Consider the following 12,412-nt stretch of genomic DNA (forward strand, 5'->3'; position numbering starts at 1 on the left):
GCAAATTTATTCCGATTTGTTTAAACTGAATTTATTTCCAAAATTTGCATTACAATAATAGTTAAGAGGAAAACAAAAATAGAACTACCGATTTTTAGCGATGAATAATAATGTAAATATTTTATGGAATAAGTGTCTGAATGTAATAAAAGATAACGTATCTGATATTACGTTTCAAACATGGTTTTCACCTATTGTACCACATTCGTATGAAAGGAATGTATTTACGATACAGGTGCCAAGCCAATTTTTCTATGAGTATTTAGAAGATAAATTCGTAGATCTGTTACGGATGACACTTCATCGTGAGATAGGAAAAGAAACTATTCTTAACTATAGGATTCTTGTTGAAAATACAACAAATACCCATGTTGATTACCGTGGAGATGCTAAATCTTTGAGTGTAGAAAAAATTACACCAAAGCAGGCGAATAAGATTCCTAATCCTTTTCAGAAAGTTGTTCCTACGGACTTCGATTCTCAACTGAACCCAAAGTACACTTTTGGTAATTTCTTTGAAGGTGTCAGCAATAAACTGGCTAGAACAGCTGGTGAAACAATCGCAAATAATCCGGGTAAAACAGCTTTCAGTCCGTTGTTCTTGCATGGGACATCAGGTGTCGGAAAAACTCACTTATGCCACGCTATAGGTACACGCATTCTTGATCAGTTTCCTGATAAAAAGGTGCTATACGTTTCGGCTCACTTGTTTAAGGTGCAATATACTGATGCAACCCGTTTCAATACAGTAAATGATTTTATCAACTTTTATCAGGGAATAGATGTCCTTATTATAGATGATATTCAGGAGTTGGCTGGATTGGAAAAAACACAGAATACATTCTTCCATATATTTAATCACTTACATCAGAATAATAAACAGCTTATTCTTACATCAGATAAAGCTCCGGCTGAATTGCAGGGTGTTGAAGAGCGTTTATTGACAAGATTCAGATGGGGATTAACAACCAGATTGGAAAACCCCGATTTTGAATTGAGAACAAAGATTCTTAAAAATAAAATTCTGCAGGACGGTCTTTCTATACCCGAAGATGTTATCACTTTTATAGCAGATAATGTAACTGAGAATGTCCGTGATCTGGAAGGTATTATCGTTTCTTTGATGGCTTACTCGGTTATCTACAACAAAGAAGTGGATATGGCTTTGGCCAAAAGGGTAATAGGGCAGGCAATTCGTAAGATTGAGAAAAAGAAGCTTACTGTAGACAGCATCTCTGAAGTTGTGTGCAAGCACTTTAATATAAAAACAGAATTACTGCAAACAGCATCTCGTAAAAGAGAAATCGTACAGGCTCGTCAGGTTGCTATGTATTTGTCTAAATTGTATACAGAAATGTCTTTGGCACAGATCGGGGCTGTTATAGGTAAAAAAAATCATGCTACTGTATTACATGCCTGCAAAACGGTGAAAGATCAGCTTCAAGTTGATAAATCGTTCAGGGATGATTTGGACGAAATAGAAAAAATATTGAAGAAATAATCTAGGTTATTATCATAAAATAAATAAGGCATCTCCTATCAGAGGAGATGCCTTACTTGTTTTTACAATGACTCAATAATTAGAAAAGTATGTCCTACGCCTGACCAATAAGCTACTTGACCGGTAGGCCAGGCACTGATTCTTAAATCTATGACATCACCTTTATTAAAAGTGGCTATCCCCATAGTATAAGCTGCAATATCAGATCCTGCATCTGTAACAGAAACGATACCCGAGTAGATATATTGAGAACCATTGCGGTGCAGATAAGCTCTGAAGTTTTCCCCTTTATTTCCTCGTGTTTGAAAATATACCTGATATGCAATGCGGTATACTCCTGTAACAGGAGCTATGTATTGCTGATTGGTATTGTCCCATCCATAAGCAGACCCATAAATATCTTTCGCTTTATCGACCAGTACATAGCCTAATGTATTGATTTTTGCAAAAGCGGGCATTACTGCATTTGCCTGAACTTGTCCATTTGCACTACCATATACCGATGTTTGATACTGTACTGCGCTTGATACCCATACTGCATTACCTTGTATATCTGATGTTAGCACCTTGCCGGATGATGCGCCATTTGGTAAATATAAGCCGGTATTTGCTCCGGTTGTAACGATTGATAGTTTGTTTAGAGGATTACTTGTTCCTATTCCCATATTTCCATCTGCTGTTATTACAATGTCATCCTCTATGCCACTTGTCGGAGAGGTGGTATCTCCTTTAGGGTCTATATGCCATATTCCGAGCGGATTCTTTGTGTTGATTCCGACTTGGCCTGATAATGATGTAGCTATTGATAGTAGATATATTATAAGATGCTTATTTTTCATTGTTGTTCATTTTTATGATTAAGTGAAAGAAAGGATTTAATGTTATGCTTTTAGTTTGTAACAGTCTTGGATTATTTTACTTACCAGAGTTATAAACACGTTTTTGATTCTTAAATATTTATAATGATTCGATAATGAGAAAGGTATGCCCTGCTCCAGAATAGTAAGCGACGTTTCCTGTTGATGAATATGCTCCTATTCTTAAGTCCACGATATCTCCTTTGTTTAGTGTCGTTATTCCCATAGTATAAGCAGCAATATCCACACCCATATCTGTAACAGAAACAATACCCGAATAGATGTATTGAGAGCCATTGCGGTGTAGGTAAGCTCTAAAGTTTGCTCCACCGGAATCATTTCGTGTCTGGAAATATACTTGATATGCAATGCGATATATACCTGTAATAGGTGCTATATACTGTTGATTGGCATTATCCCATCCATATGCAGACCCGTATATATCTTTTGCCTTGTCTACAAGAATATTATCTAAAGTATTTATTTTTGTAAAAGAAGGAAGTATAGAATTTTTCTGTATCTGCCCTCCGCTTCCATATACTACTGTTTGATATTGTACTTTACCTTCCTTCCATACTGCATGACCGGAGATGTCTGATGATAGTGTGTTCCCCGATTTTGCTCCGTTAGACAGATGCAGCCCTGTGTCTGTTCCGGAAGAATAGACCGATACTTTATTCGGGGGTGTCGTAGTTCCCAAACCTAGATTACCAACGTTATTCACGACCAGATCGTCATCAACACCTGCGGATGCTGATATTGTATTTCGCTTAGCATCTATATGAAAGAGTGCCAGTGGGGTATCCGTATTGATGCCGATTTGGGCATGAATGGCAATGCCGATGGAAAATACTCCCATCAATAATAAAATCTTCTTTTTCATTGTTGTTCTTATTGTTGTTTATGGGGTCACAGACCCGTTTGTTGTTTATATTTTTTGTTATAGGTGTATATTTTGTGGTTAAATCAGGATCAATAACTGTCAACTGATAACTGTTGCCTGAAATAAGCATCAAGGTGCAATCACTGCACCCCGATGCGTATGATAGTTGGCTTACTGGCAATTTATTACATTGTCGGAAGTTTGAACGACAACGATATAACAACTCTATCCGACACTGTATGCCGAGCCAACCGATTGAACAGTGAACAATTATCAGTGAACAGTTATCAATGATTAATTGAACTTTGGTATAATGTCTAAATGTGAAGATTAGCCAATTGACAGATATGAAAATTAGCAGATGCGAAAATGGCGCAAAGCAATGATATTCAAATACAAGTTCAGTTGATAACTGTTGACTGATAACTGATAACTGTTTATGCGAAGCATAAAAAAGTGCTCCGTCATTTTGACACAATAGAAATTTTTGTTTGATTATTACGCTAGATGCGTCTCTCTCTCTCTCTCTCTCTCTCTCTCTAATATTTCACACGACACCGCCAAACCTAAATTGTTAAAATTTAAGTTGTTTTGGGTGTTTGTATATGTGAAAAAATAGAACATGGATATATATCGATAGATTGATTTCAATGGCAAATATATATAAAATTTAATAAAGTGGCTTAGTTGAGCTTATCATAAAAGCTAAAAATAAGGATGATATGAGTGATTTTTGGAAAAATGAAAGCTAAAATAAACAAGTTTTATTGTTGTGTGTTTAACCAATATAAATATACACATTAAATGCTTTCTGTTACTTATTTTATAAGGTTTATATAAATAATTGCGGCAACAAGCTCTGATAAGAAAAAAAGATTACTAATTTTAATCAATTATTAAAACATAAAGATACATGAAAAGAACTAATATTGTTTTGCTTTTGGCTGTTTTCATTTCAGTCTTATTTTCCAGTTGTTCATACAACTCAATGGTTGACAAACAGGAGGCTTCTTCTGCTCAATGGGGACAAGTACAGAACGCTTACCAGCGTCGTGCCGATTTGATTCCAAATCTTGTTTCTACAGTGAAAGGGTACGCCTCGCACGAGGAAAATACATTGAAAGAAGTGGTGGAAGCCCGTGCTAAAGCTACACAGGTAACCGTTAATGCCGATGATCTGACCGAAGAAAATATACAAAAATATCAACAGGCTCAAGGACAACTGAGTGCTGCCTTAGGTAAACTGCTTATGGTTCAGGAGCAATATCCGGATCTGAAAGCGAATCAAAACTTTCTGGCTTTGCAGGATGAGTTGTCCGGGACAGAAAATCGCATATCAGTAGAGAGAAATAAATACAATGAGATCGTAAAAGATTACAATCAGTATATCAGACAGTTTCCTCAGACTATATGGGCGGGATGGTTCGGATTTACCAAGAAAGGATATTTCGAAGCTGAAGCAGGTAGCCAGACAGCTCCTAAAGTTGAGTTCTAAGGTCATAGATCTATTTGTTACTTAAAAGATAGGTTCGACACGCAGAAATATGTCGAACCTATTGCATATCATTGAATTTATTGATTATGAAGATTATTCGTTCAATAATGCTCCTGTTTGTATTCCTGTTTCCGGCTGTTGTTTTCGGACAGGATATTCCCGAACCGATGTCTCCGCCTCGTTTAGTAAATGATTTTGCCGGAATATTCAGTAATGAGGAGAAAGCCGAACTCGAAAAAATGCTGCTTGATTACAACGACTCAACTTCAACCCAGATATATGTGGTTTCGGTTAAAGATTTGGGTGGATATGCTGCATCTGATTATGCTTTCCGCTTGGGTGAAAAATGGGGTATAGGTCAGAAAAGCAAAAATAACGGAGCGGTGATACTGATAAAGCCTAAGATCGGTAATAGCCGTGGTGATGTTTTTATCGCTACAGGTTATGGTCTCGAAGAAAAGCTCAACGATGCTCGTGTCGGTCGTATTATAGATAATTATATGATACCTTCATTTCGTCAGAACGATTATTATACAGGGACGAAAGATGCGGTACAGGCAATGATTAATTATTTGTCCGGACAATTTCAGGCTGATCCGGAAGAAGACGAAGGACCGAGTACAACCGAAACGGTCATCAGTGTGATATTAATTCTGCTGTTTATTTATTTCATGAGTAAAATCAATCGCAATAATCGTGGAAATCGTTCTTCCGGAGGTGGATTCTTTCCCCCGATTATCGGTGGATTTGGCGGTGGAAGTTTTGGTGGCGGATCACGAGGAGGCTTCGGCGGCGGTGGTGGCGGAAGCTTTGGTGGCGGCGGAGCAGGACGTAGCTGGTAATAGATTTTTTCGATATAATGATAGACCTTTTGAAAGAAAACGAATGTGTCTTTTATTTGAAATCGTATATCTTTGTAAATGTCATAAGTCAAAATATTATTAAATTACAAAATTCGTCATTATGTTAAGTAAGAAAGTAGAAGAAGCATTAAATAAGCAAATTAATGCAGAGTTTTGGTCTGGTTATTTATACCTTTCTATGTCGGCTCATTTTGCTAAAGAAGGTAAATCAGGCTTTGCTAATTGGTTCAAAGTGCAGGCTTTGGAAGAAAATGATCATGCTATGAGATTTTTCGATTATATAGTGTCCAGAGGTGGTGAAGTAACTATCCTGCCTATTAAAGAAGTGCCTCATTCATGGGCTTCGCCGATCGATGCATTTAAAGCTGCGTTGGCTCACGAAAAACATGTGACAGCACTGATCGATAATCTGATGACATTAGCTAATGAAGAAAAAGATTATGCTACCGGATCTATGTTGAAGTGGTTTATCGACGAACAAGTTGAAGAAGAAGAAACAGCACAGGAATATATCGACAGCCTTGAAATGATCAAAGATAACGGCTTCGGTATATATACTCTTGATAAAGAACTGAAATCGAGAAAATATTCTCCACTTTCTTTCTAAAGTATGAGACCTGTTTATTTATCAGTAAACGAGTTTATAAATAGATAATAGTAAAAAGGATGGATTGATTAATCTGTCCTTTTTAAATAATAGGAAGTATTAAAGTCGTATTTTAAATGAATAACAGGCTGTTGCTGGTATGTTTGGGTGGACAATAAAAAGGACTGAGACCTTATTCTGATAAAAGAGTTAAGTATATGATGGATATTATAAATGAATATTTTGTGCAGATTGTAGCTACTATTTCAGTATTGGTCGCTACTCCTGTGATAAGGCATTTAACGAAAACCGTATTGAGAAAATACGCTTTCATGAAAGGGAAAACCGAAAACCGAACAGGTCAGGTTGTCCGTATTTTTGCAGTGACTGTCAATTGTCTTGCTTTTATCATATTGATTATTATCTGGGGAGTTGATCCGCATAACTTATTGGTTGCTTTATCTTCAATATTCGCGGTAATAGGCGTGGCTTTGTTTGCACAGTGGTCGATGCTGAGCAATATTACCGCCGGAATTATTATCTTTTTTACAACCCCGTTCAAGATTGGAGATTATATCCGTATTGTAGATAAAGATATTCCGTTTGATGCTAAAGTCGAAGACATTCTTGCTTTTCATACTCATTTAAGGACTAAAGAAGGAGAGATCGTTTCGTATCCTAACTCTTTATTTTTTCAAAAAGGAGTGATGATTCTTCAGGTTAATCCATGGGAGGAAGAAAGCGATGAATAAACCATCATGTGAAAAAATATTTTTATATTTGTTCTCTTGTAAGAAATGAATAAAAATAGGTTTTATACCATAATACAATAAGTTATATGTCTGTAAATAAAGTAATACTAGTCGGTAATGTAGGAAAAGATCCGGATATCAGATATTTTGATAATGGAAGTGCAGTAGTGAATTTTCCTCTTGCCACAACCGAACGGGGATACACCGCAGCAAACGGAACACAAGTGCCCGACCGTACCGAATGGCATAACATTGTATGTTGGAGAGGTCTTGCTAAAGTAGCGGAGCAGTTTGTAAAGAAAGGCACTCAATTATATATCGAAGGACGTATCAGAACCCGTTCGTATGACGATCAGAATGGGGTGAAACGTTATGTTGTAGAGATATATGCCGACAATATGGAATTGTTGGGGAAACGTGGCGAAGGTATGTCAGATGCTTCCGGTTCGTCTTTTGGACAGCAAGCTCCAATGGGACAGAGTCAGTCGTCTTCACAATCAATGAGTACACCGCAACAAACATCAGCAGATGAAGTGGATGATTTACCATTCTGATTTTGATGTAAAAATGCAGGTAAGTTGTTAAATAATAAAAAATATTTAATGATACTCCGGAAATATAACGATCTGTTGCTGTTATGTTTATAAAATCAATGAAAAGGTCTGTAACCTTATCTGCATTTTTTTTATTCTTATTATTTGTATTTACAGGGTGCAATAATAGAGCACCTGTACCCAAGTCCGTAGAGTATGGGCGTATTGAGATACCGATTTATAACTACAGTGAATACCAGTTTGATCGGTTTTTACTATTTCATTCCAATTTAGCAAAAATACAGATATCAAGTAGCGGAAGAAGCGATTCCGAGTTATGGTTCGATATATCATACCCCTCTTATAATGCTGTAATCCATTGTACTTATCTACCATTAAAAAAAGATCGTCTGGCGAAAGCTCTGGAAGATAATCATCACTTGGTATACAGTCATGTTTCGATGGCTGACGGCATTGATCAGCAGCAATATGTAAGTGAAGATAATAATGTCTCAGGCATTCTTTATCAGATCCATGGAGATGTGGCTACACCTATTCAGTTTTATGTAACAGACAGTATTGCAAATTTTCTTCGTGGCTCGCTGTATTATGAATCCGGAACTAAGCGGATAAATATAGACTCGGTTGCTCCGGTCACTGAAATGGTAAGGAAAGATGTTGAGCATTTAATGGAAACCTTATCATGGTCTCATTTCATAAAATAAGCCGTACTTCAGAGACTGGCTCATCCGTACGGCTACAATCAAAAGTAGTAATAAAGAGGTTAGTCTTTCGTTGCTTGTGCTATATAATTGTTGTTTTTATTGTCTAATAAAAATTTATCGCCCTCGGCTACATTTACTATCGCATAGCGTCCGATATTACAAATTTGCATTTCGTCCAGAGTTCTGACTAATGAGCTGTAATTTGATTTGTCGGTCGGCTTTACAATTACAGTCAGGTTTTCTTTTGATTTCTTTATTTCAGATACTTTAGCTTTGAATTCTTCATCTGTTATTTGTTTATTACGTTTCTTTTCCTTTAATTCATTGGCCTGAGCTGTAATATGAGTATTCCTTTCGAGTAAGATATTCCGTAGCCCGGATTCTACTGTTGTTTCTTTCAAAGTCGCATTGTTGTTATAATCCGGTATTCCCCAATAGTAAAATACTTTGCCGTTTTCGCTTAACAGCAAGGTTAGGGTTTTGGATTCCGGAGTTTCAGTCGGATTTTTAGGATCGCTTTCTTTTGTCGGCATTATTACATCCATTACTTTAGGGGTAGCCAAAGTTGTACAGAACATAAAGAAAGTAATCAGCAGCATATTCATATCTACCATGGGTGTGAAATCTACTTTTAGATTTAACTTGGTTGGTTGACCTTTTCTTTTGCCGCCATTGTTGGTGTTAGTATCGATTGCTGCCATGACTATAAGATTTAAATGGTTTATACTTTTTATCCTTTTACCTAATAGAGTCATCTGTGTTTATTATTCCATAAGCGAAAATGAAAAAAATGAAAATTATTTTTATTTCATGAGCCTGTTCTTTTCCATAGGGTTCTATATCAGATTGTAACCTATATTTAGCAATATAATATATTCGAAGACGAATTTTATTGCACACTTTTTATGTAATAGTGCAGTTTTTGATTTTATCATATTTTTTTATATCAAATTGATAATTTTAATATCTTAAATTGTTCTCTTATTTGAAAGGAAACTTTTAAATTTGTAGTATGCTTAGCAAAAGAGAGTATCCTATGGTATAATCTTTAGAAAGTAAGTTGATTAAAAAGGTCTGTGACCTCTAAAAAATGCAATAGAATTCATCTTAATTTTAAGACCGTTTCTTATTATCGAAACTGATTGGTTCGGTCTTTAAAACTTTATTATAAATACGCTATGGGAAGAGAAATCAAATTCAGTCTCGTTTATCGTGATATGTGGCAATCATCAGGTAAATACCAACCTCGTGTAGACCAACTGACACGCATTGCTCCGGTAATCATCGATATGGGATGTTTTGCACGTGTTGAAACTAACGGAGGGGCTTTCGAACAGGTAAATCTGATGTACGGAGAAAATCCGAACAAGGCTGTTCGTGAGTGGACTGCTCCTTTTAATGAGGTAGGAATTCAGACACACATGTTGGAACGAGGTCTTAACGGTTTGCGTATGAATCCTGTTCCGAAGGATGTGCGCCGCTTGATGTTTAAAGTAAAATGTGCTCAAGGGACCAATATTTCACGTTCGTTTGACGGATTGAACGATGCTCGTAATCTGGAGCTTTCGGTAAAATATGCGAAAGAAGCAGGTATGATTTCTCAGACAGCCCTTTGTATTACACACTCACCTATTCATACAGTAGATTATTATCTGGCATATGCCGATAAACTGGTGGATTTCGGTGCAGATGAATTCTGCTTGAAAGATATGGCCGGAGTTGGTCGTCCTGCATTTTTAGGAAAACTAACCAAGGCGTTGAAAGACCGTCACCCTAATATTCCTATTGAATATCACGGACATACAGGACCCGGTTTCTCTGTGGCTTCTATGTTGGAAGTTGCGCGTGCCGGAGCTGATTATTTGGATGCAGCTATCGAGCCTATTTCATGGGGGATGGTTCATCCTGATATCATTACATTACAGGCTATGTTGAAAGACGCCGGCTTTACTGTACCCGATATCAACATGAAGGCCTATATGGAAGCCCGTGCATTGACTCAGGAATTTGTAGATGATTTCTTAGGATACTTTATGGATCCGTCTAACAAACTGATGAACTCATTGCTTATCGGTTGCGGACTTCCCGGAGGTATGATGGGATCTATGATGGCTGACCTGAAAGGAATGCACTCGGCTATCAATATGGCTCTTCGCAACAATGGTAAAGCAGAAGTGACATTGAATGATTTGGTTGTACAACTATTTGACGAAGTTGCTTATATCTGGCCTAAACTCGGATATCCTCCCTTGGTTACTCCATTCAGCCAGTATACTAAAAATATCGCATTGATGAATATCTTCTCAATGGCACAAGGTCAGCCTCGTTTCTCTAATATAGACAAAGACAGCTGGAATATGATCTTGGGCAGAGCTGGAGAACTTCCCGGTAAATTGGATGATGAAATCATTGAATTGGCAAAATCTAAGAATCTTGAATTCTATACAGGTAATCCTCAGGAAGAATATCCCGATGCGCTTGATACATTCCGCAAGGAAATGGACGATAACGGCTGGGAATACGGACAAGATGATGAGGAATTATTCGAATTGGCTATGCACGACCGTCAGTACCGCGATTATAAATCGGGCTTAGCTAAGGAACGTTTCAATGCTGATTTGGAAAAAGCCAAAGAAAAAGCTAATGCTCCTATTATTTCGGTACGTCCTGTAGTGGAAGTTCCTAACTTCGATGTAGAGAAAGTTACTGAAAAATATCCAGATGCACAGCCTGTACAAACTCCTGTATCTGGACAGGTTATCTGGCAAATAGATTTAGCTGATGCTTCTACTGCACCTGTTGTTGGTACTCAGGTTAAAGAAGGCGATGTAATCTGTTTTATTCAGGCTTATTACGGAATTGAAGAAGTGAAAGCTCTTAAATCGGGTAAGATCGTTCAGATCGAAACTAAACAAGGTGCTAAAGTTCAGAAGAACCAAATTCTAGCATTTATCGACTAAAGGTCGCAGACCTTTTGTGCTAAAACATAAAAACCGGACATTCTTTTCGAGATGTCCGGTTTTATTTTTTTGTATTGGGTTATTTTTTATTTATGATATTCTGTAAAGAGTCAATTAGATGTTGACATTCGGCTATATATAACTTTTTCTTTTCGAAGCTAAAGTTTTCAAGCATCATTTCCACCATGTCTGTATTATTATCGAGATAGAAATTATGATCGCTAAGTTCGTTTAGAAGAATCTCATAATAAGGATCTGGAATGTTGTATTTTTTAAGATCTTCCCTTTTAAGCTTTAATACTAGTCTGTTATTTACTACCTCTACATTTTCCATATAAGTTTTCCCTAATGTTATACCTAATAAGCGGTCTTCGGTAGTTCGAAGACTATCGGGAATAAAATTTACGTATTTGTAATCATCACGTAGCTTTACATGCAAGTCTTTTGCTGTAACGGGTTTTTCTGGCGTTTTGTTTTCAGTCTTCTTGTTGCAAGCCGAAAAGATAAATAGAGTAAGAATAAAGATTGAAAATAGCGTTATTTTCATAAATAGAAATTAAAAAATTAGTTTCCACCGAGCTAGTCCTCCATTAGAGTCGGTTGTATGAAAAAATATTTCAACACCACAATCAGAAGCTGCTAGGGGGACTGTTATGGTTTGTAGTTTTCCTATAGTTCCAAATTTTCCTTGGATATGGAATGTGCCTAAAGCTTTAGTTTGACATGTAAACCCAGGTGTTGCTGCGGCATAAGAAATACATGAAAATTCGACAGCCTTAGCTCCTCTTGGAGCCCAAAATCCTTCAGACACTGTTTCTGTCCCAATAGATTGGAGTGTTCCTAAGGTTTTCTCAGTCCATTTACTTAGATTAATCTCTTGATTGAGATTATTTCTCTTTTCCAAATCTACCATAATTTTTTTATATTCCAAAGGTGATATTCCTATTCTTTCGCATTCCTCATGCGAAAGGTTAAGAGTGTATTTGTTGTTTTGGAACTTGATAAATGAAGAAACTTGTTTCCTGAGAAAATTTTCTCGTTGTGAATTTACTTTTTTACTTAATACATTACTGATTTGTTTTTGTCTAGAATTCATTTTGTTTAAATTTTGAATTAGAAAATAATTGAATTTTCTATATAGATAAAATTATAAAATCTACCTCTTCTAATTTATTTAAGGCGTCATTCTATAATTTTATCTATATGAAAAGAGTTTTTTGAATGGCTGGAATTCAATGAGAAAATGTGCTAATATGG

Annotated in this window: 14 protein-coding genes; 9 read left to right on the top strand and 5 right to left on the bottom strand. The window is 36.5% G+C overall.

The annotated features are described in order from the left end of the window. The first annotated feature begins 100 nt into the window (after positions 1-100). Positions 101-1,501, top strand: coding sequence for a chromosomal replication initiator protein DnaA (gene dnaA, locus AABJ51_RS00005; protein ID WP_026626267.1), 1,401 nt, complete (start codon positions 101-103; stop codon positions 1,499-1,501). A gap of 62 nt (positions 1,502-1,563) precedes the next feature. Here the strand turns inward: dnaA and AABJ51_RS00010 are convergent, their stop codons facing one another. Both AABJ51_RS00010 and AABJ51_RS00015 read right to left on the bottom strand, forming a co-directional pair. Beyond that, entirely contained in the window at positions 1,564-2,340 is a 777-nt protein-coding gene (locus tag AABJ51_RS00010; RefSeq protein WP_338373868.1) for a hypothetical protein, read from the bottom strand. A 118-nt stretch (positions 2,341-2,458) separates the two neighbouring features. Continuing rightward, on the bottom strand, positions 2,459-3,241 hold the full coding sequence (locus tag AABJ51_RS00015; protein ID WP_338373869.1) for a hypothetical protein: 783 nt from the start codon (positions 3,239-3,241) through the stop codon (positions 2,459-2,461). A gap of 153 nt (positions 3,242-3,394) precedes the next feature. Here AABJ51_RS00015 and AABJ51_RS00020 point away from each other — a divergent pair, with 153 nt between their 5' ends. The 7 genes from AABJ51_RS00020 (at position 3,395) to gldD (ending at position 8,195) form a co-directional block, all read left to right on the top strand. Then, positions 3,395-3,535 carry a hypothetical protein gene (locus AABJ51_RS00020; protein ID WP_338373870.1) on the top strand — a complete coding sequence of 47 codons (141 nt, stop codon included), beginning with the start codon at positions 3,395-3,397 and terminating at the stop codon, positions 3,533-3,535. A gap of 619 nt (positions 3,536-4,154) precedes the next feature. Next, on the top strand, positions 4,155-4,736 hold the full coding sequence (locus AABJ51_RS00025) for a LemA family protein (RefSeq protein WP_338373871.1): 582 nt from the start codon (positions 4,155-4,157) through the stop codon (positions 4,734-4,736). Positions 4,737-4,822: 86 nt separating this feature from the next. Beyond that, positions 4,823-5,578, top strand: a complete 756-nt coding sequence (locus tag AABJ51_RS00030; RefSeq protein WP_338373872.1) for a TPM domain-containing protein — start codon at positions 4,823-4,825, stop codon at positions 5,576-5,578. 121 nt (positions 5,579-5,699) lie between these two features. Continuing rightward, the gene (locus AABJ51_RS00035) at positions 5,700-6,206 is read left to right on the top strand and encodes a ferritin (RefSeq protein ID WP_026626261.1); all 507 of its coding nucleotides are present in this window, start codon (positions 5,700-5,702) and stop codon (positions 6,204-6,206) included. A gap of 197 nt (positions 6,207-6,403) precedes the next feature. Continuing rightward, on the top strand, positions 6,404-6,937 hold the full coding sequence (locus AABJ51_RS00040; RefSeq protein WP_035331598.1) for a mechanosensitive ion channel domain-containing protein: 534 nt from the start codon (positions 6,404-6,406) through the stop codon (positions 6,935-6,937). An 86-nt stretch (positions 6,938-7,023) separates the two neighbouring features. Then, a complete protein-coding gene (locus AABJ51_RS00045; protein ID WP_026626259.1) occupies positions 7,024-7,491 on the top strand; it encodes a single-stranded DNA-binding protein in 468 nt (155 codons plus the stop codon). Positions 7,492-7,589: 98 nt separating this feature from the next. Continuing rightward, a complete protein-coding gene (gene gldD, locus AABJ51_RS00050; protein WP_338373873.1) occupies positions 7,590-8,195 on the top strand; it encodes a gliding motility lipoprotein GldD in 606 nt (201 codons plus the stop codon). Positions 8,196-8,254: 59 nt separating this feature from the next. Here the strand turns inward: gldD and AABJ51_RS00055 are convergent, their stop codons facing one another. Continuing rightward, positions 8,255-8,896, bottom strand: a complete 642-nt coding sequence (locus AABJ51_RS00055) for an ExbD/TolR family protein (RefSeq protein WP_035331593.1) — start codon at positions 8,894-8,896, stop codon at positions 8,255-8,257. Between the two features lie 477 nt (positions 8,897-9,373). Here AABJ51_RS00055 and AABJ51_RS00060 point away from each other — a divergent pair, with 477 nt between their 5' ends. Beyond that, complete coding sequence (locus AABJ51_RS00060; RefSeq protein ID WP_026626258.1) at positions 9,374-11,155, top strand: hydroxymethylglutaryl-CoA lyase-like TIM-barrel protein; 1,782 nt, start codon at positions 9,374-9,376, stop codon at positions 11,153-11,155. A gap of 79 nt (positions 11,156-11,234) precedes the next feature. Here the strand turns inward: AABJ51_RS00060 and AABJ51_RS00065 are convergent, their stop codons facing one another. After that, positions 11,235-11,702 (bottom strand): hypothetical protein, encoded by a 468-nt coding sequence (locus AABJ51_RS00065; protein ID WP_338373874.1) that lies wholly within the window; start codon positions 11,700-11,702, stop codon positions 11,235-11,237. A 9-nt stretch (positions 11,703-11,711) separates the two neighbouring features. Next, on the bottom strand, positions 11,712-12,251 hold the full coding sequence (locus AABJ51_RS00070; RefSeq protein ID WP_338373875.1) for a hypothetical protein: 540 nt from the start codon (positions 12,249-12,251) through the stop codon (positions 11,712-11,714). Positions 12,252-12,412: the final 161 nt, after the last annotated feature.

It is taken from the genome of Indolivaga capnocytophagoides (assembly GCF_036511535.1).
GTDB lineage: Bacteria > Bacteroidota > Bacteroidia > Bacteroidales > Dysgonomonadaceae > Dysgonomonas_A > Dysgonomonas_A capnocytophagoides.

Coding starts and splice junctions, on each gene's coding strand:
- dnaA (WP_026626267.1), top strand. CDS start 101: ATGAATAATAATGTAAATATTTTATGGAATAAGTGTCTGAATGTAATA.
- AABJ51_RS00010 (WP_338373868.1), bottom strand. CDS start 2,340: ATGAAAAATAAGCATCTTATAATATATCTACTATCAATAGCTACATCA.
- AABJ51_RS00015 (WP_338373869.1), bottom strand. CDS start 3,241: ATGAAAAAGAAGATTTTATTATTGATGGGAGTATTTTCCATCGGCATT.
- AABJ51_RS00020 (WP_338373870.1), top strand. CDS start 3,395: ATGCGTATGATAGTTGGCTTACTGGCAATTTATTACATTGTCGGAAGT.
- AABJ51_RS00025 (WP_338373871.1), top strand. CDS start 4,155: ATGAAAAGAACTAATATTGTTTTGCTTTTGGCTGTTTTCATTTCAGTC.
- AABJ51_RS00030 (WP_338373872.1), top strand. CDS start 4,823: ATGAAGATTATTCGTTCAATAATGCTCCTGTTTGTATTCCTGTTTCCG.
- AABJ51_RS00035 (WP_026626261.1), top strand. CDS start 5,700: ATGTTAAGTAAGAAAGTAGAAGAAGCATTAAATAAGCAAATTAATGCA.
- AABJ51_RS00040 (WP_035331598.1), top strand. CDS start 6,404: ATGATGGATATTATAAATGAATATTTTGTGCAGATTGTAGCTACTATT.
- AABJ51_RS00045 (WP_026626259.1), top strand. CDS start 7,024: ATGTCTGTAAATAAAGTAATACTAGTCGGTAATGTAGGAAAAGATCCG.
- gldD (WP_338373873.1), top strand. CDS start 7,590: ATGAAAAGGTCTGTAACCTTATCTGCATTTTTTTTATTCTTATTATTT.
- AABJ51_RS00055 (WP_035331593.1), bottom strand. CDS start 8,896: ATGGCAGCAATCGATACTAACACCAACAATGGCGGCAAAAGAAAAGGT.
- AABJ51_RS00060 (WP_026626258.1), top strand. CDS start 9,374: ATGGGAAGAGAAATCAAATTCAGTCTCGTTTATCGTGATATGTGGCAA.
- AABJ51_RS00065 (WP_338373874.1), bottom strand. CDS start 11,702: ATGAAAATAACGCTATTTTCAATCTTTATTCTTACTCTATTTATCTTT.
- AABJ51_RS00070 (WP_338373875.1), bottom strand. CDS start 12,251: ATGAATTCTAGACAAAAACAAATCAGTAATGTATTAAGTAAAAAAGTA.